Origin of the sequence: Paenibacillus sp. MER 99-2 (assembly GCF_023714095.1) — a bacterium.
GTDB lineage: Bacteria > Bacillota > Bacilli > Paenibacillales > Paenibacillaceae > Paenibacillus.
In genome coordinates this window covers 1-18,111 of record NZ_JAMAUZ010000007.1, presented here as the reverse complement: position 1 = coordinate 18,111, position 18,111 = coordinate 1, and the positions used below count along the sequence as shown (strand labels likewise).

The window sequence follows — 18,111 nt, the reverse complement described above, 5'->3', positions numbered from 1 at the left end:
ATTTGAAAACGCTCTTATACACTATCGTTAACCATAAGTTTAGCTTTCTGTAAAAGAAAACCATACATTCATCCCACTTGAAGGAGGAACAGCATGACACGTAAAATCAAACCGAAGGGCTTCATGCCCAAAGTAACGTCCATGGTGCTCACAACCGCACTACTCGGACAGATTCTGGCCTCGTCTGTATATGCGGGAGACACGCTCCCTTATACTGGCGAAAGTGCCAAGGGGATTAATCAGCCCTATCAGCATGGCTACACTGCTGCTCAGATTCTAAACTGGACACCGGAGAGTGATATCTATGGAGACCTACTTCGTGCCCACGTCCCCTTGCAACCGCGTAATGAGGCATTTGCTGCTACACAGGCTTACCCCGAGCTCAGCCCAGAAACTCAACTATTCACCATGAGTGGTGATTATGGTAATGCGTTCTTTGATAGCACGCCATATACCAATGAATTTAGTCAATATCTCTTTAATTATTGGCAATATACGGACTACTACAGCTACTGGCACGGCATGGCGTCTGCTGGAGTTCCTGAAGAGTTATACGACCCCAGCAAGGAATGGACGGAGAAGTATTTTGAATTTGGCATTCTGAACATTCCAAACCCAGCTTACACCAACGCAGCTCATAAGAATGGGGTGAAGTCCATTGCCAACATCTTTTTCTCCGATAATGACCGCGGCCCTCAGACTTATAAACAAATGCTGATCCAAGACGAAAACGGGAACTTCCCTGTAGCTGAGAAATTAGCCGAGATGGCGGAATACTACAACTATGACGGATATTTCTTCAATCAGGAAGAAGTCGCCCGTGGTGTAGCTCCAGAGGATATCCCATCGTACAAAAAATTCATGAAGTATCTAAGAGATCGAGGATTATATGTGCAATGGTACGATTCCACGGTCAATACAACCGGCAAAATTCAGTATCAGAATGAGTTTAATGGACTCAATAGTCCCTTTGTTCAAGATTCGATTCTGGGCAGAGTCTCTGATTCCATCTTTTTGAATTATGTGTGGAACCACAATATGCTTCGCGATTCACGCGACCATGCCATCAGCCTAGGACTTGATCCACTGGAAACCGTATTCGCTGGTGTTGAAGGCGGACATGACAAGTTTGGGCGCTGGAAGCAATCCTATGATCTACGAAACAACTTGGATGAGAACGGCCAACCGATGAACAGCATTGCAACTTTAGGTGCGGACTTCACCCATAACGCGCTAGATGAAGAGATGGGCGACGGTAGCACCAATCATCGGGCAGAGGATGAGTACCAATGGATGACCTTTGTTCGTGATCGTGCTTGGTGGTCTGGGCCGAATCAGGATCCAACGAATGCACGACGCAACGCCACAGCTAACCTCTCGGATGTGTATGCATCTGGTGCTAACTGGGATGGTATTGCCGCATATCTTACTGAGCGCTCCGTCATCGAAGGCTCCAACTTCGCAACCAGCTTCAATACTGGACACGGCCTACAATATTATCTGAATGGCTCTGTATCCAATGATAAAGAGTGGTCCAACATCAATATTCAAGATATCCCTGTCACCTGGCAATGGTGGATGGATAGTCAAGGTAGCAAACTCAGTGTAGATTTCGATTATGGTCCAACCTATGAAAAAGGCGCTCGATATAACTATGACGCCATTGGCGCATTCAAAGGCGGCAGTTCTCTTGTGGTAAACGGTACACTCAGCGCAGATAACTTCCTTCGTCTGTATAAAACTGATCTGTCCGTCAACGCGCAATCGAAACTGGATCTGACATATAACAAACCATCTACTGATGATGCTTCCTCTCTACGCGTAGGACTAATCTTCCAAGACGCACCTGAGAACGTAGTCTACGTTAATGTCCCTAATTCGGGTAAACGTACAGCAGGCTGGGAGACTGTTTCACTGGATTTAAATGCATATCAAGGTAGGACGATTGCCGCTTTTGGACTCTCCTTTGATCCGAACCATACAACCATTGAAAATTATCAGATGAACATTGGTCAGATCCGCATTACAGACGGTTCAGCGATTGTACCCGACGCTCCTACTGGATTCCATATTACCAAAGCATTAACCAATACGGATGAACTGGTCGTCGCATGGGACATGAAGGACTATTCAGAGGTCAAGCAATACAATTTATATGAAAATGGTGCATTTGTCGGCGGTGTGTATGATTCCACGTTTTACATCAAATCCCTTAAACAGCGGTCTGGTGAACTATCCATACGAGCTGTAGGGGCAGATGGTACTGAGAGTAAAGCAGCCGTTCTACCTTATAATTTGAATACAGCAGTGCAAGATATCGACGTAAAATTCAAATCGAATGGTGATGCCATCGTTAGTTGGAAGAAACCTAAGAAATCTAAGGGCAATGATACCATCCAGCTTACGCTTGAAACGGAATATACCAAGGAACCTTTCACCAAGTCACTTCAATTGAAAAATAATAAACCATCCACCATCCTGACGGGACTCCCGACTAATGGTGAACATTACGTATTGAATATCGCCGTCGGCGATCATGCTCCAGTGACCTACACTGGTAAACTGGCAGATCTCCAGATTACTCCATACCCCCAAGATAAGGTTACGGTAAAAGACGGTAAATACACACTTGCCCTGCCTGACTTGGAGGACTGGTACAAAATCTATGTATATGAGAACGGGGTAGCCCGCGAGTTCGGGGTTACTTATGTTACGCAGAAATTTCCGTATATCATCCGGGGCAGAACGAAGCTCAGTGAACTGACCTTCACACCTGCATCCAGTAATAGCACATTGAAGCTGGTTATCGAAGATTATGCAGGGAATCAGGCGACAACCATTCTGAGGTAGGATGATCAGAGAATGTCCGAGATATAGTTCGAGCACCCCTTGCATCAACGTCAGCAAAAAATACAGCCCTTCACTTCCACCAGGAAGTTGAAGGGCTGTATTAGCTGCGCTCGGAGTGTATCAGATCATCTCTATCAAGCGACCCGCCTTTATTATCCTTATCTATTAGAGGTTGTTCAAAAAGTCCGCTTTTGATTACGAAGGATGCGCGAGTGGCATCTCAGCATCGAATATGGGATTCAGCCGAAATATCCGTTGCTCACGTAGCTTGATCTACGCTCCGCTACTCCATTTCTATCTTCATCCCATCTTCTCGGTACTGAAAACCACCCTTTTTGAACACGACTATTAGAGACTAAACACGCGCTGTTATGACGTGCCTTTTTGTTTATTCGCCTGCATCTGCTGAGCGAACCTCATCATCTCTTCGAATTCTTCCTCGGACACGGCATCGCCATCGGCTGTCATGTCCTGTACAATCGGAATTTCCGGCTTGGCTTTGGCTCCTTTGCCGTATGTACGGGTACGGGTTCCAGCTGCACCAGCAGCCTGCTTGCCTTTCACTTTCGATTGATCACGAATGTACTGAACTGCCTTCTCGTACGAATTCACTTGCTTCAGCAGCATGTTGGACGCAATAGCCTCAACAAAATTACGGTTGATCCGTTGCTCACCGCCAGAGACTAGAAGCTGCATCAAGTAATGAATCAGTACATTAATGACTTCTCCTGGCAACTTGTAGCTTAGATCAATTTTCTCAAAAATATCCACTAGATTATCCGGCACGGCCCCCGGAAAGAATGTCTGAAGAAGTCGTGTATAAGGTTCGTTACGTAACATCATATTATATTGGTGAATGTCACATTTGGTTGCGAATTGTGGAGGGACTTCAACGTAATATTCCATCTGTACCACGTGCTCTACAGGTGGTTCCTCCGAATCATTCTGCTGTTCTGGCTCATCCATATGCTGGCGAAGGGCAACAACCTTCGCGGCTTGCACGGTCTGCTGTTCCTGACGCTTCTTCGTCTGTCTGAACTGCAAGCTCGCCTTATGCTGAAGATCATCCAGAAGTAGCTGTCCCTGTGGACTGAAGACATCATCTTCATCCAATAAACGGCATACATCCTGCACACTGAGATTAAACTTGTTCACAACATAATTCACAATCCCAAGCTGTTCATGATCGAATCTCAGTTTCTCCACATGACGACGGTTCACGGATTCGCGTGGAAAACGCAAAATAATGTCGGCATAATTCAAGCTATTCTCTTCTGCAGCAAGGATTGTCCCGCTACGCTGAGCTGAAGTCGATACTTCCGACAGGGCTTGCTCCAGCTCATAATCAATGACATGGGTATTAAGTTCAAATATATCGTAAAAAGGAACGGAAATATTCTCTTTATTCGCTGCCGGATAAGGCGCATCGCCATTCTCTACTGCCGAGAATCCGGAACGTAAGGAAAGCACGGCAAACTTGCCAATCTTGTCACGAAGCAACAGTGTCAAATGCTGTGTACGGAAAAATTCCGAGGGCGACAGTGGTGGCTGTAGCTCATATTCATAGATGTAATCATCATTCTCCGGAATATATAAACGCGAGGTCTGAAGTAGACCTACCGCTTCTAGCTTCGAAGCTTGTTCGATCAAATATTTACGCCCCTTCTCGCTAGGCTCAAGACCGAGCGTCATGAACAATCTTCGTTGTTGTTCAAGCGGGGAATAACCTACCTGTTCGCCGGGAAGATGCTGAAATAACAGCCGATACAAGCCAACCGCAAAGGCACCTACCATAGGCTGGTATGCTCCGGTAAGCATACGGTCATCCAGGGCACTTAGTCCAAACTCCCTGTATACGCAGTAGCGGTGATGTTCAGTATAATGCAGCAAGTTCTTCATGCGCATGGCTTGATCTCCTTCTCCCCAAAAATCATGTTAAAATATGTGTTCAAAAGCGAATCTTTTGAACAGCCTGCAAAAGTGTGTTTATCTATTCTATCACAAATATAGAATCCTCAAATGTTCAAAAACAGGTAAAAAACGAACCCGTTCTCGCTCCGTTTCGTCCTACGTCGACATCATTCACGTTTTCGTAGAGTTGCTAGAATACTATAAAAATAAAATGCTGACAACATGAATCAATTTCAAAATACCTTAAGCAAACACAAGTGAACATCTTGAGAACGTGCTCTTCCATATATATGGAGTTGTCTCCCCTCACTATTCCATATCTTTAGAGGTTGTTCAAAAAGTCCGCTTTTGATTACGAAGGATGCGCGAGCGGCATCTCAGCGTCGATTATGGGATTCAGCCGAAATAAGCGGGATGCTTACGAAGCTTGTTTCCTTCGGAAACATGTAGTTGCTCACGTAGCTCCATCTACGCTCCGCTACTCCATTTCTACCTTCATCCCATCTTCTCGGTAATGAAAACCGACCTTTTTGAACAGGATCTTTAGCCAAGCCAAAAAGCCCTTCCTTTCGCCCACGTAAGCGGTTACGACAAAGGTAAGAGCTTTTCATTCACATCCGTATTTAACGCTACTTAACCATCTCTTAGAACAACATCTCTTAGAACATCTTGTACCCGCCTAGACGGAGTTTACGTATGGTCCAACCGCTAATCACTGCCCCAGCAAGTCCAGCCACGCCTGTAAGATAATCTACGATCTGAAACGATCCTAGATGTGACGTAAGCGGCACAGTCTGATCCCATAACGAATACACAACCACAGGTAGGATCACGATCACAAACAAGTATGAGGGAAACCAGGTTGTCTTCATCAACATATTCAAAATGAAACCGATCCCGAACATCATTACGAAAAATAATACCATTAATACCAGCACAGGTATAAACTGCATCGGGTGACGTTCACCTCATCTTTCAACCGACTCGTGTTACGTTCTAGCTCGTAGTTAGTTTACCGTAAAAAATGTGGCGAAGCAACGAACTTTCTGGACAAATTTCCCTGTCTTCACGCTCTGTTCATTTGCCCTTCTGCTTCTTGTTGGGATACAATGTAAACGATTAAGAACTTAACCATCCCTTATTTTGCGTCTTCAAAACAAACTTTTGAACAACCTCATATAGGGATTTGGAAATATATTCTGCAGGAGGAAAAATACCGATGAACGAAGCAGCATCAACTCTAGAGGGCTGGTACGCCTTGCATGATTTCAGATCTATTAATTGGGCCGCCTGGAAAGCAGCCGACGACGAGGAACGCGCTGTCGCACTGGACGAGCTTCAAGAATTCTGGAAAGAATGGAAAGAGGTCGAAGATACATCCAAAGGAAGCACAGTCGTCTATACCGTTGTTGGTCAAAAAGCCGACCTGGTCATGATGCACCTGCGTGAGACGTTGGAAGACCTGAAGGCCGTTGAGAATGCGTTCAACAAAACGATGTTCGCTCAATACACGACCAAATCCTATTCCTATGTCAGCGTAGTTGAGCTCAGTAACTACCTTGGCAAGGAAGGCGAAGATCCGATGCAAAACCCAGAGATCATCGCTCGCCTGAAACCTGTTCTACCACAACGACAATACATCTGCTTCTATCCGATGAACAAAAAACGCGAGTTGAACGACAACTGGTATATGCTGTCTATGGACGAGCGCCGTACGATGATGCGCAGTCACGGCATGATTGGCCGCAGCTATGCGGGCAAAGTGAAACAAATTATTACCGGTTCCGTCGGATTCGACGATTGGGAATGGGGCGTTACCCTGTTTGCGGACGATGCATTGCAATTCAAAAAGCTCGTTTACGAGATGCGTTTTGATGAAGTAAGTGCCCGTTATGGTGAATTCGGCTCCTTCTACGTTGGTAGTTTGCTGAATGAATCTTCATTGGAAGATATGTTGAAACTGTAAAATGCACAAAGCACCGCGAAGCCATCCTTTACCAGAATGGAACGCGGTGCTTTTATTTATTACTTGTAATGGTTGTAAACTATACTATTCAATCCTCTTCATCAACCGCTTTCAATGACTCCAAAAACTCAGCCGTTGCCCGATCACGGTCACGACCCTTCTCCTTAAGGCGCTCAATTGCAGGCAGAATAAGAATGTCTACTTCTTTTTGCACGACATAGGCTAGATCATACTGATTTTGATCCTCCAGGTAACCCCCAACCTGCATCAGGGCGTTATATCGATCTAACTCATCTCGTGTTAATAACCCTCGAACTTGAACACTGCAATGTCTCATCCAAAGAACCGCCCTTTCTTCAGAACCAGGGGAATGCCACCAATAATAAACAAATACCGGAGATCGACCAGCTTCTTCAGCTGTGCTGCCTTCCAGCCTTTATATTTCTTATCGCCTACAACCGCGATTGCTTCACCTTTTCCTAGCGAAGCCACCGTACCTTTACTCGTAAATACAAAAGGCTGCCGCTCTTTTTTGCGAATGGCTGCAACGACATTGATCGCACAGTTCACTCCCTGCTGCATCGCAATCTGAGCTGTCGGAGGATAAGGACGTCCTTCCTTGTTGAATACAAGCGAGTTGTCTCCAATCACATATACATCCTCATGACCAGGTGCACGCAGATATTCATCCACCTTCACCCGTCCACGCATAACTTCAAGACCTGCCTGTTCCAATAACGCGTTACCACGAATCCCACCCGTCCAAACAACGGTAGCGGCATCAATCTTCTCGCCTTCGCCGACAATAACTCCATCCGGCAGACACTGTTTAATGGGAACGCCGATTTTAAAGGTAACTCCTTTTTTCTTCAGCACGTTCATCGCATGTTCGACAAGTTCCGGATCGAAGCCCGGAAGAGCCGAAGGTGCCGCCTCTACATTATATATGTGGACATTTTTGGGATTCACGTCGAATTCTTTGCATAACTTAGGAATACGATCCGCAAGCTCAGCGACGAATTCCACGCCACTAAAGCCTGCCCCACCTACAACGAAATTGATTCGATTGCGTTTATTGTCATTTTTGTACATGGCAAATTGATACTCAATGTGCTCACGGATCAATCTGACCGAGTTAATGCTGCGAATAGTCATTGCATGATCCAGCATCCCTGGAATGCCAAACGTCTCCGGTTCACCGCCTAGACCAATAATGAGGTAATCGTAGGATAATGTACCGTCCTCTAAAATGATTTTGCGATCCTGTAAACGAATCTCTTTCACGTTAGATTTGACCAAATCAATTTTGAATTCATCAATCAGCTTCGAAATGGAAACCCTTGCGTGTTCAATTGTATCTGTACCGGCTGCCGGCATATGTAGATGTGTAGTTATATAGTGATAATCATGCCGATTCACTAATGTGACGTCGGCCTCGTTATAATTTAATTCTTTCTGAAGCCTCTGGGCTGTCAGGATTCCGCCATAACCCGCGCCAAGGATGACGATTTTGGGAATACTGCTCATGTCTTTACCCCTTCCGGTTTCGCTCGCATCAGCCATTCGTGTGGATCATTACAACATGCATTTAATTAAAAATATGGATGAGGTCTTATCCATTATGACGACAAATGTTAACTTCGCGAATTTATTTGAATTTTTACTTCAGCATTTTACAACAATTTATATGGTCATGCGAAAATTGCATTTTTAAGAGGTTGTACAAAAAGTCCCTTTTTGATTACAAAGGATACTTAGAGACATCAAAATTGTGAAATTATACACAAGATTCGCTAACTCACACCTATTCCTCGACACACTAAACAAGAAGAATTATATTAGACAAAAAAACACATAGTACAGGTCAAGGATATCTGTATTTCTGGCAAAGATCAAGGATTTTTTTGTTATTTTTCATAACCTTTCATTTCCAATTTCACCCTATTCTCATGTGATCTTCATCATTTCTTCTCAGATTAGTGATGCAGCTAACTTTGCAACCCAGAATACACCGTTTATAATAGGAAAGACAGTTCGGTACCTACGCTGGTTACAATATGTATCGTGCATATTTCTTCCTGCTAACTACCTATTAAAATACGAAAGGTGTTGTTGATTGTTGACTGCACAAACTAACGGTCATGAAATGACTGATTTACTTATTATTGGTGGCGGCCCTGCAGGACTATTCGCCGCATTTTATGGTGGAATGCGTCAAGCTTCCGTTACTCTGGTTGAAAGTATGCCTCAGCTGGGTGGACAACTTGCAGCTTTGTACCCGGAAAAGTACATCTATGATGTAGCTGGGTTCCCGAAAGTCACTGCTCAAGAACTCGTAAACAACCTGATTGAGCAAATGAGTCACTTCAACCCGAATATCCGCCTTGAAGAAAAAGTGGTATCCGTGGAGAAAAAAGAAGAACAGCATTTCATCGTAAAGACAGATGAGAATGAATATCATGCCAAAGCTGTTATCATCACAGCAGGTGTAGGTGCATTTGAACCACGTCGTCTGGAACTTGAAGGCGCAGCGAAGTTCGAAAAAACGAACCTGCACTACTTCATCAGCGATCTGAACGCCTTTGCTGGCAAAAAAGTACTCATCAGTGGTGGCGGAGACTCCGCTGTAGACTGGGCACTTATGTTGGAGCCTATCGCAGAGCAAGTGACTCTGATCCATCGTCGTGATAAATTCCGTGCACACGAGCACAGTGTAGAGAACCTCATGAACTCTAAGGTTAATGTGGTTACACCTACCGAGATCACTGAACTTCATGGTGATGAAACGATCACTAAGGTTACACTTGCTCACGTCAAAACGAAGGAAACTCAAGAGATCGAAGTCGATGACGTTATCGTTAACTTCGGATTTGTGTCCTCTCTCGGCCCTATTGCAGAGTGGGGGATTGAGATCGATAGCAATTCCATCGTGGTTGACTCACGGATGGAAACATCGATCCCAGGTATCTTCGCTGCTGGTGACATCACAACATACCCTGGTAAGCTTAAACTGATTGCCGTAGGATTCGGTGAAGCACCGACAGCAGTCAACAACGCGAAGGTATACTTCGACCCAGATGCTAAATTGTCCCCAGGACACAGCAGTAACATGAAACGCTAATTCCATTCGGACAAGTCCAATAGATTAAGTTCAAAGAGGATCGTTTATCCTAACTGAGAAGAAGAATAGGATAATTGCTGACTTTTTGAATAACATAAAAGCTACAAAAAAGGGTATCTTACTCCTGAACACTACAATTCAGGAGGGATACCCTTGTCTTATATATGCCCGCTGTGTAACGGTCTGGTTGTACCGGAGCAGGCTTGTCCCCACTGCCTTCAGGGACTATCAGAATGCGGCAAATTGAACGACTACACCGGACCATATAGTCCTTATGCGACTTCGATCACTTCCAGTACTTCAGATGAAGAAGGAAGCAGTTGCATTCATCTCATGTATTGTCACCACTGTCAGACAGGCACTTTACAGCCTGTCGCAATGTGGGACATGTCCGGAAACTTGTAAACATTGCCTGCAATGAGGATCTCTAGTGAAGAATGGCAGATACGTCGGTACCCAGTTTGCGCTTATGAATTTCTGCCAAAAGCAGCGCGATGAAATCTCTCTCGAGATCAAGTTCAATCGCCTTATGGTAGGAATCCAACAACATCTCATCGGATAACATAGCCATTTCCCGCCACAACCTTTCCTTTATTTTCCTCAAAACTATCATATCAGAGATTCATATAGAGAACAAGCGTTCTGTTATCCACAAGAGTTTGTGGAAATCCTGTGCATAGTTTGTTGATAAATGGTAAAAATGTTGATTAAACAACGTGGATAATGTGGACAGAATTTATACACAGGATTCATCCGTTTCTACCAGAACGTTTAACATCGAATTTTTTTGGCAACAATTCATAGTTTCAGGAGTAGTTGCGTGTAATTTACCCGAAGTGATCTCATTTCAAACGTCTTTCATATGGTTTTATCTATTAAATATTATCGGATTCACATTTGGATTTATTTAGTGTTTTTCACAATTCATTGGGGTCTGGTATTTACTTCGAGAATCCATATCTTTCCGCTGTAATCTATACCATAATCAAACCCAAGCTGCCCTACACCTGGAAATTGAACTTCCATGATGCGTGTACATGTGAGGGTCAAAGCACGCATTTCACGACGTTTATGTCTGCTCGAGATATGAGGAAGTGAGAGCTGCAGTGCTCTTCTGCCAGACAGCATGGTTCCACCCTTGCTTAGATTGGTAATGCACAGCCCTGGACGGGCCAAACGCCCCACTAATGCTCGGAACACCCAGCCTCGTTCCGTCTTAACTACCTTCACCCTGTAATCCACAGGTCTACCTTGAATTGTAGCTAAGTGGATGCCTTGTTGAATCAAGTATCTGCGTTTGGCTTTTACTCGCATTAGAGAACGATACATTTGACTGTAGTTGGTAAATGTTCGGGTTACTTTCATATGGGTATAACGATAGCTCCCACCGCTTGTGGATACTTTGATTACACCGTAACCCCCTCCACCCACAATCGGTTTAATATATACCATGCCATAACGGCCAAGCATAAGCTGCAGATTTCTTGCATTGAACGCCATCGTCTGTGGAATATGAACGGCTGCTACCGGATATTTCAATAAGGCTGCTGTCTTTCGCCACTTGCTCGCAAGTTGTCTCGACATCCGTTAATCTCCTTTCCTGTGCCATGGTTCTTCTTTATACATACTCAACAGGAGTTCATTTTTCTTGGATGTCTGTCCAAGGCTAAGGCCCCTTTTGTAGTGAAAAAGTCCAAAGGCTTGTTCAAATGAATGTTCAAAAAGGACGGTTTTCAGTACCGAGAAGATGGGATGAAGATAGAAATGGAGTAGCGGAGCGTAGGCAGGACTACGTGAGCAACTACATGTTTCCGAAGGAAACAAGCTTAGTAAGCCTCCCGCTTATTTCGGCTAAATTCCATATTCGATGCTGAGATGCCGTCAGGCATTCTTCGTAATCAAAAGCGGACTTTTTGAACAACCTCTTCAAGGAAACTGACATATGCCCGGTTTGCTTTTCAAACGCTTCAATCTGTCGTATGCTACTAAAGAATGGTTTAGCAAGGCTTAAATATGTGGGTTTAAGGAGCGTTCAGAAGAAATGGAGTCATTTTTCAAATCACTATATGGCGTAGCTTATGTTGCAATGTCCATCGTTCTGGTAGCTGTCACTATACTACTGTTTGTAACAGGCATTCGACTGTTTATGAAGAAACGTAACCGCGGCTTTGCCCTAAGCTGTATTCTATTTGCTTGTTTTATCGTCTTCATCATTGTAGTCATGCTTACTACGCCCTTCTCCGCCACGCCTCCAGGTTCACCGGAAGCAATGGCTGCCCTGCTTCATTTCGGGTAGATCACCTCTAATAGAAGGAGATGCATATGAAACAAAACGAAACGCTTGGCATTATTGATATTGGCTCGAACTCGATCCGTCTCGTCATCTACGAACTGGATCAAAATGGAGCATACCGGAATATCCATGAAGATAAATATGCTGCTCGCCTGAGCAATGCAGTTGAAACAAACGGACAAATTCTTCGTCCTTCATTGGACAAGGCTATAACCGTCTTGAAGCAATTCAAGGCTAAATGTGAAGCATTCCAAACCCATCGTATTCGTGCTGCGGCTACGGCAGCTATTCGTAATGCTACGAATGCTCAAGAGATTATCGGTTGGCTCGAACAGGAAACAGGACTCGAAGTTGAATGTGTATCCGGGGATCAAGAGGCCTATTATGGTTTCCTTGGCGTTATCCAGTCCATTGATCTGGCTGACGGATACGTCGTGGATATTGGCGGAGGTAGTACGGAGATCACCGTGTTTCGAGACAGAAAAAGACTACATAGCATCTCCCTTCCCATCGGTGCTGTAAATTCCTATGCACGGTATGGTGGCGAGGATACTTGGTCAAACGATCATATTGAGGCACTATGTAATCAAGTTGCTGAGGCACTACGCGAACATGATTGGGTAAGACAGCATCCCGGACTTCCCTTAATCGGTCTTGGCGGCACCATGCGTACCTTGGCCAAAATTGAGCAAAAGAGAACGCAATATTCGTTGCCCGTAACCCATCACTATGAGATTAGCGCTGCTTCTATGGATAACATGTGTAAATCTCTGCCTCATCTCACTTCAGCACAGCGCAAAAAGGTACCGGGCCTAGCCAAGGATCGGGCAGATATCATCGTTCCAGGTATCCTTATTTTACGAACGGTCTTCGATATGATCCAAGGGGATCATTATGTGGTTAGTGGCGCAGGCCTGCGTGATGGAATCCTTCGGGATCTGATGTCACCGCTCTGCCCTGAAGCACCCAATGCACTGGAGATCAGCGTACGTAATTTCATTCATTTTGGCCCTCCAGTTCCTGAGCAGCATCTGAAACGTGTGCATCAGGATGCGGTTGTTCTATACCGTGCCTTAATGGGCGAAGCTCCTGAACCAGCGGATGCGCGAATTCTATATACAGCCGCCATGCTGCACGGCGCAGGTAAACAGATTAATTATTTCCGCTATACCCAGCATTCTTCGTACTGGATTATGAATGCAGGGATATACGGACTTTCTCACCGGGAGACGGTACTGACTGCCATCGCAGCCGATTACCATCCCAAAAAAAGAACGCCCCAATTGCTGAATAAGCATAGGGACATTCTAAAAGATTCAGATGAGCGCCATGCCCATCGACTCGGCTCCATTTTACGTGCATCGGAAGCCATCAATCGGTCAGAGAGTATCTCTGCTGTAATGGCAACGACAAAAAACGGCTCGCTGCAGATGCATTTCATCTGTACAGCAGAGCCGTTAATGGAACTCAGTGGGCTAGAAGACGCCCTCAAAGATTTGGAAGACGCTTGGGAAGTTACGTCAGTATACTCCATTCAGCAGGCTTCCAAGGAATAATACCCATCGCCTCCGTCTGACTTCTCAGCGGGGGTTTTTCGTTTTTTACAAAGACATAGTTGCCTCCAGGCATAAGTTCTCTTGCCTTGACGTTATCGTTAAGAGATAAGTTCAGAATGTCGACCAGCATTCGCTTCAGTTCAGGATCAAACACCGGACACATCAATTCAATTCTACGTTGCAGATTCCGTGTCATCCAATCCGCACTGGAGATAAATACATCCGGGTTGCCGCCGTTCTCAAAATAGAACAACCGCGAGTGCTCCAGAAACCGGTCCACAATACTGATCACTCGAATGTTCTCACTCAGTCCCTCTACTCCAGGACGCAAACAACATACGCCGCGTACAATAAGATCAATCTGTACACCAGCTTGAGAAGCAATATACAGCTCATCAATCATATCCTGGTGAGATAGCGAATTGATTTTGGCAATGATTCGAGCCTTACGCCCCTGCTGAGCGTGTTCTGTTTCCCGGCGGATCAGGGCAAAGAGTTCATCCTTCATACCATCCGGAGCAACTCGGAACGCCTGTAATGCCTTCGGTCCAGAATATCCTGTAATCTCATTAAACAGTCCTGAGGCATCCTCACCGATAATCGGATTGGATGTGAACAGCCCTACATCTGTATATACCTTGGCAGTACTCTCGTTATAGTTACCTGTTCCAACGTGAACATAACGTCGTACGCCATGTTGTTCTCTTCGCACGACAAGAATAATTTTGGCATGGGTCTTCAAACCAACCAGTCCATAGACCACGTGACACCCTGCCTTCTCCAACTTCCGAGCCCAAGCAATGTTACGTTCTTCATCGAAGCGAGCCTTCAACTCCACAACGACCGTAACCTGCTTACCACTCTCTGCCGCGAGAGCCAGCGCTGGTATCAAGCGCGAATCACCGTTAACCCGATATAAGGTCATTTTGATCGCCATTACTTTGGGATCTTCTGAAGCTTCCAATATAAAGTCGGTAACCGGCTCAAATGATTCGTAAGGGTGGTGAACGAGAACATCCCGTCTTCTCAATAATTCAAAATGACTTTCACGTGGAACGAACTCTGGCGGATACACCGGTTTAACCGGGCTGTATTTCAGATGCGTAAATCCTTCCAAACTATCCACAAATCCAGCCAGAAAACTCAGATCCAGTGGTCCATCAATTTCATATACCGGATCTTGGATCTCGAATTCTTCCTGCAGTTCGTCGAGAGCATCTTGTCTAAAGTCTTTGCAGACTTCCAGTCGCACCGGTGCTCCCCGGCGTCTACGACGCAGCTCTTTCTCAATTGCTTCAAGTAAATCTTCAGCCTCTTCTTCATTAATGGATAAATCCGCATTACGGGTTACCCGAAATTCTTGTACAGCAAGCGGTACATATCCACTGAAGAGTGTATGAATATGATGCTTGATCAGGTCTTCGATCAGGATGAACGTTTTCTTTTTACTATTGGCTCGAAGTGGAATAGGCACAACCCGTGGCAAATTAGAAGGCACCTGAACAATCGCCAAGAACGGCTCGTCCTCTTGCTCCCCTTCCTTCTGCAACATCACGGACAGATATACCGATTTATTGTGTACCAATGGAAACGGACGACTCTGGTCAATCGCCATCGGTGTTAGTACAGGAAAAATAATCTCGTGATAATACTGATCCATCGCACGCTGCTGCGTCGCATTCAGATCCATATATTCTTGTAAAACGACACCTTTTTTGGCGAGGAGACGAATGAGCTCCCGATAAGTTTTATACTGCTCGGTAACCATAGCTCCTGTGCGTTTAATCAATCTTCGATATAAACCAGACGGGGTATACCCCGAGAAATCCTTTTGCGTAAAACCCGCCTTAATCTTTTCTTTGGTCTCTGCTACCCTTACACTCATGAACTCGTCAAGATTGCTGGCGACAATACCGAGAAACCTTAACCGTTCCAATAAAGGAGTTGTCTGATCCTGAGCCTCTTGAAGTACACGTCGATTAAATTCGACCCAACTTAAATCACGGTTAACATAGTTGCCTGTTTTGATATCTCTATGCATGAATGCCCCTCCGAATATGTTGCATATCAATCCTTGGTTAGTGTTCTTCACTAATTGTACTATCCGTGATTGGATATAAGCGTCAGCGTAATGTAAATGCAGTGTAAAATTTGTGTAAATGATACCTGATTGTCCGAAGTTTTTCCATCCCTTTACAAAGATCAGCAGACAGAGTAAAGTGATGTACAGTGTGAAATAGGTCGGCTATTGTCCTCTTATAAATAAGCATATCTTAAAGGAGCATATAATGAAATCGAACAAACCTAGAACATTGCAAAAAAATATAGAATTTTTCACTGCTGCCCTCTCCCAATGTATCGTAACAGCATGGCAGGAGGATCCAGCAGGCGTATACTGTGAAGTTGGCCGAGGCATAGTTGAACAAATCAGTGAAGATAGCGTGCGCATTCGCAATGATAATGGTACAAAGAGTCACTATGCGCGCGATATTACGATGTTCCAAACGGAGAAATAAGGAATTGTTCACTCTTCATTGGGCTGAGTGACCACTTTACTGCTGTTAGTGCCATTAGGCACTTCGTGAATCATAGCAGATATTTGGAATATTCCCTAAAAAAAGATTGAAAAAAAGACTAGCTTTCCGAAACAAGGTGTTGTATACTCTTGCCACAAGGAAAGGAGGTGCGTCAACATTTCTAATCACATGTTGAACGTGTCCCTTACCCGATCCACTAGCTCAAAATAAAAGAGACTGGTTGGAGGCGCGGGATACGGATCAATGTTTCAAAAAGCGCCACGGGTAGAAAAGCCGTCTTCGGACGGCTTTTTGTTTGCCTTTTTTTTGTAGAGAAGTTGAGAAAACAACCAAAATATTGGAAATAAACCCTATAGTTCAGCAATCCTTGCCCACTATAATTAGGACGTATCTTAAATACTCAATACAAGGAGGGATTTTGTAATGTTTAAATTTGTAAGGGGTTTCAAAACATCCATCGCTTTGGCTTTTGTGCTGTTGTTCACCTCCATTATGCTGCCTGCTGGTCAGCAAGTTAGCGCAGCACCTAGTTTCGCCAAAGGCGCAGATATTAGCTGGGTTCCCGGGATGGAAGCCCAAGGATACAAATGGAAAGATAAGAACGGTGTTCAGCGAGACATCATTGATATTTTGAAAAAAGATTATCAGATCAATTCGGTTCGTATCCGCGTATTTGTCAATCCTTCGAATGATTATGGTAACGGTTACATGAACAAGGATCGCGCTGCCGCTCTGGCGCAACGTGCCAAAAATGCAGGTATGAGCGTGATGTTGACGCTACATTACAGTGACTCTTGGGCAGACCCAGGCCAACAGTCCAAACCGGCTGCATGGAAAAATTACACCTTCCAACAGCTGATGGATGCCGTCTGGAATCATACACGCGATGTAATGACTACGATGCAAAGCAAAGGCGTAACCCCTGACTGGGTGCAGATTGGCAACGAAACGAATAACGGTATGTTATGGGAGGATGGTAAAGCCTCCAACAATATGAAGAACTATGCATGGCTTGTGAATACAGGTCATAACGCTGTAAAGTCCATTAGTAGCGGCACCAAAACGTTGGTTCATCTCGCCAATGGAGACGACAATAATCTGTATGTCTGGAATATTGGAGGTCTGATCAGCAACGGTGCTAATTTTGACATGGTCGCTATGTCCCTGTACCCTTCTCCTTCCGGATGGAATTCGGCCGTAACCAGTACGATAAACAATGCCAAAGATCTCATTAATAGATACGGGAAAGAAATCATGATCTCAGAGATCGGTATGGATAACAACCAACCGGCGATCGGAAAGAGTTTCGTAGCATCGATGAAAAATCAAATTCGCAATTTGCCGAATGGCAAAGGTAAAGGTGTGTTCTACTGGGAGCCTCAGGCTACATCAGGTTATAACAGTGGCTATGGCAAAGGCGCTTGGCAGGCCAATGGTGTGCCAACCATCATCATGGAAGGGTTTATCGACTAAGCCACGGGAGCAGAAGTAAGGGGTTGGAGCAGCTGGTGGTCGTTCCGGGGATGGATCGTTCTTCCGATCGCTGGTTGTCCTCGGATTTCTTGGATTCCCCTCTTAAGGGGAAAATCCGCGGACAAACGCGAGCGCTTCGCTTCTCCAGAATCGATTCCTTCCCCTCCACTACGTTGCTGCTCATGGCTAACTTCTGCAATCCATGTTAAGTCGATTATTGGAGTAGTAGGGTAGATCTGGAGCAGCTGGTGGGCGTTCCGGGGATGGATCGTTCTTTCGATCGCTGGTTGTCCTCGGATTTCTTGGATTCCCCTCTTAAGGGGAAAATCCGCGGACAAACGCGAGCGCTTCGCTTCTCCAGAATCGATTCCTTCCCCTCCACTACGTTGCTGCTCATGGCTAAC

Annotated in this window: 16 protein-coding genes; 8 read left to right on the top strand and 8 right to left on the bottom strand. The window is 45.0% G+C overall.

The features are described 5' to 3' along the window. The first annotated feature begins 93 nt into the window (after positions 1 to 93). Positions 94 to 2,850 (top strand): endo-beta-N-acetylglucosaminidase, encoded by a 2,757-nt coding sequence (locus M3636_RS22710; protein WP_251384124.1) that lies wholly within the window; start codon positions 94 to 96, stop codon positions 2,848 to 2,850. 369 nt (positions 2,851 to 3,219) lie between these two features. Here the strand turns inward: M3636_RS22710 and M3636_RS22705 are convergent, their stop codons facing one another. After that, on the bottom strand, positions 3,220 to 4,755 hold the full coding sequence (locus M3636_RS22705; protein ID WP_251384123.1) for a replication initiation and membrane attachment family protein: 1,536 nt from the start codon (positions 4,753 to 4,755) through the stop codon (positions 3,220 to 3,222). Between the two features lie 665 nt (positions 4,756 to 5,420). Then, a complete protein-coding gene (locus tag M3636_RS22700; protein ID WP_128103429.1) occupies positions 5,421 to 5,714 on the bottom strand; it encodes a YuiB family protein in 294 nt (97 codons plus the stop codon). A 266-nt stretch (positions 5,715 to 5,980) separates the two neighbouring features. Here M3636_RS22700 and hemQ point away from each other — a divergent pair, with 266 nt between their 5' ends. Beyond that, complete coding sequence (hemQ, locus tag M3636_RS22695; protein ID WP_128103430.1) at positions 5,981 to 6,727, top strand: hydrogen peroxide-dependent heme synthase; 747 nt, start codon at positions 5,981 to 5,983, stop codon at positions 6,725 to 6,727. Positions 6,728 to 6,815: 88 nt separating this feature from the next. On the opposite strand, the gene M3636_RS22690 is transcribed toward hemQ, so the two are convergent. Next, complete coding sequence (locus M3636_RS22690; RefSeq protein ID WP_128103431.1) at positions 6,816 to 7,064, bottom strand: hypothetical protein; 249 nt, start codon at positions 7,062 to 7,064, stop codon at positions 6,816 to 6,818. Further along, positions 7,061 to 8,254 carry an NAD(P)/FAD-dependent oxidoreductase gene (locus tag M3636_RS22685; RefSeq protein WP_128103432.1) on the bottom strand — a complete coding sequence of 398 codons (1,194 nt, stop codon included), beginning with the start codon at positions 8,252 to 8,254 and terminating at the stop codon, positions 7,061 to 7,063. Before M3636_RS22685 ends, M3636_RS22690 begins: the two co-directional genes overlap by 4 nt. Positions 8,255 to 8,846: 592 nt before the next feature. On the opposite strand from M3636_RS22685, the gene M3636_RS22680 reads away from it, so the two are divergent. Both M3636_RS22680 and M3636_RS22675 read left to right on the top strand, forming a co-directional pair. Then, positions 8,847 to 9,848: an NAD(P)/FAD-dependent oxidoreductase gene (locus M3636_RS22680; protein ID WP_128103433.1), complete on the top strand. Its 1,002-nt coding sequence runs from the start codon at positions 8,847 to 8,849 to the stop codon at positions 9,846 to 9,848. Between the two features lie 153 nt (positions 9,849 to 10,001). Continuing rightward, positions 10,002 to 10,253 carry a hypothetical protein gene (locus M3636_RS22675; protein WP_082560585.1) on the top strand — a complete coding sequence of 84 codons (252 nt, stop codon included), beginning with the start codon at positions 10,002 to 10,004 and terminating at the stop codon, positions 10,251 to 10,253. A 22-nt stretch (positions 10,254 to 10,275) separates the two neighbouring features. On the opposite strand, the gene sda is transcribed toward M3636_RS22675, so the two are convergent. Together sda and M3636_RS22665 are read right to left on the bottom strand one after the other, a co-directional pair. Continuing rightward, on the bottom strand, positions 10,276 to 10,419 hold the full coding sequence (sda, locus tag M3636_RS22670; protein ID WP_024632651.1) for a sporulation histidine kinase inhibitor Sda: 144 nt from the start codon (positions 10,417 to 10,419) through the stop codon (positions 10,276 to 10,278). A 353-nt stretch (positions 10,420 to 10,772) separates the two neighbouring features. Then, complete coding sequence (locus M3636_RS22665; protein WP_128103434.1) at positions 10,773 to 11,432, bottom strand: YheC/YheD family protein; 660 nt, start codon at positions 11,430 to 11,432, stop codon at positions 10,773 to 10,775. 457 nt (positions 11,433 to 11,889) lie between these two features. Here M3636_RS22665 and M3636_RS22660 point away from each other — a divergent pair, with 457 nt between their 5' ends. Both M3636_RS22660 and M3636_RS22655 read left to right on the top strand, forming a co-directional pair. Beyond that, positions 11,890 to 12,144 carry a hypothetical protein gene (locus M3636_RS22660; RefSeq protein ID WP_128103435.1) on the top strand — a complete coding sequence of 85 codons (255 nt, stop codon included), beginning with the start codon at positions 11,890 to 11,892 and terminating at the stop codon, positions 12,142 to 12,144. Positions 12,145 to 12,170: 26 nt separating this feature from the next. After that, the gene (locus M3636_RS22655; protein ID WP_251384122.1) at positions 12,171 to 13,697 is read left to right on the top strand and encodes a Ppx/GppA phosphatase family protein; all 1,527 of its coding nucleotides are present in this window, start codon (positions 12,171 to 12,173) and stop codon (positions 13,695 to 13,697) included. Here the strand turns inward: M3636_RS22655 and ppk1 are convergent. Further along, positions 13,657 to 15,738 (bottom strand): polyphosphate kinase 1, encoded by a 2,082-nt coding sequence (gene ppk1, locus M3636_RS22650; protein ID WP_128103437.1) that lies wholly within the window; start codon positions 15,736 to 15,738, stop codon positions 13,657 to 13,659. The two genes, M3636_RS22655 and ppk1, sit on opposite strands and share 41 nt — an antisense overlap. Positions 15,739 to 15,985: 247 nt before the next feature. Between ppk1 and M3636_RS22645 the strand changes: the two genes are divergently transcribed. Together M3636_RS22645 and M3636_RS22640 are read left to right on the top strand one after the other, a co-directional pair. Continuing rightward, positions 15,986 to 16,213 (top strand): hypothetical protein, encoded by a 228-nt coding sequence (locus tag M3636_RS22645; RefSeq protein ID WP_251384121.1) that lies wholly within the window; start codon positions 15,986 to 15,988, stop codon positions 16,211 to 16,213. A 513-nt stretch (positions 16,214 to 16,726) separates the two neighbouring features. Further along, on the top strand, positions 16,727 to 17,707 hold the full coding sequence (locus tag M3636_RS22640; RefSeq protein WP_251384236.1) for a glycoside hydrolase family 53 protein: 981 nt from the start codon (positions 16,727 to 16,729) through the stop codon (positions 17,705 to 17,707). Here M3636_RS22640 and M3636_RS22635 read toward each other — a convergent pair. After that, a partial coding sequence (locus tag M3636_RS22635) for a hypothetical protein (RefSeq protein ID WP_251384120.1) occupies positions 17,704 to 18,111 on the bottom strand: 408 nt, incomplete at its 5' end. The two genes, M3636_RS22640 and M3636_RS22635, sit on opposite strands and share 4 nt — an antisense overlap.

Bases quoted from the DNA above. Each gene is read 5' to 3' on its own strand.
- M3636_RS22710 (WP_251384124.1), top strand. From the start codon at position 94: ATGACACGTAAAATCAAACCGAAGGGCTTCATGCCCAAAGTAACGTCC.
- M3636_RS22705 (WP_251384123.1), bottom strand. From the start codon at position 4,755: ATGCGCATGAAGAACTTGCTGCATTATACTGAACATCACCGCTACTGC.
- M3636_RS22700 (WP_128103429.1), bottom strand. From the start codon at position 5,714: ATGCAGTTTATACCTGTGCTGGTATTAATGGTATTATTTTTCGTAATG.
- hemQ (WP_128103430.1), top strand. From the start codon at position 5,981: ATGAACGAAGCAGCATCAACTCTAGAGGGCTGGTACGCCTTGCATGAT.
- M3636_RS22690 (WP_128103431.1), bottom strand. From the start codon at position 7,064: ATGAGACATTGCAGTGTTCAAGTTCGAGGGTTATTAACACGAGATGAG.
- M3636_RS22685 (WP_128103432.1), bottom strand. From the start codon at position 8,254: ATGAGCAGTATTCCCAAAATCGTCATCCTTGGCGCGGGTTATGGCGGA.
- sda (WP_024632651.1), bottom strand. From the start codon at position 10,419: ATGGCTATGTTATCCGATGAGATGTTGTTGGATTCCTACCATAAGGCG.
- M3636_RS22665 (WP_128103434.1), bottom strand. From the start codon at position 11,432: ATGTCGAGACAACTTGCGAGCAAGTGGCGAAAGACAGCAGCCTTATTG.
- M3636_RS22660 (WP_128103435.1), top strand. From the start codon at position 11,890: ATGGAGTCATTTTTCAAATCACTATATGGCGTAGCTTATGTTGCAATG.
- M3636_RS22655 (WP_251384122.1), top strand. From the start codon at position 12,171: ATGAAACAAAACGAAACGCTTGGCATTATTGATATTGGCTCGAACTCG.
- ppk1 (WP_128103437.1), bottom strand. From the start codon at position 15,738: ATGCATAGAGATATCAAAACAGGCAACTATGTTAACCGTGATTTAAGT.
- M3636_RS22645 (WP_251384121.1), top strand. From the start codon at position 15,986: ATGAAATCGAACAAACCTAGAACATTGCAAAAAAATATAGAATTTTTC.
- M3636_RS22640 (WP_251384236.1), top strand. From the start codon at position 16,727: ATGCTGCCTGCTGGTCAGCAAGTTAGCGCAGCACCTAGTTTCGCCAAA.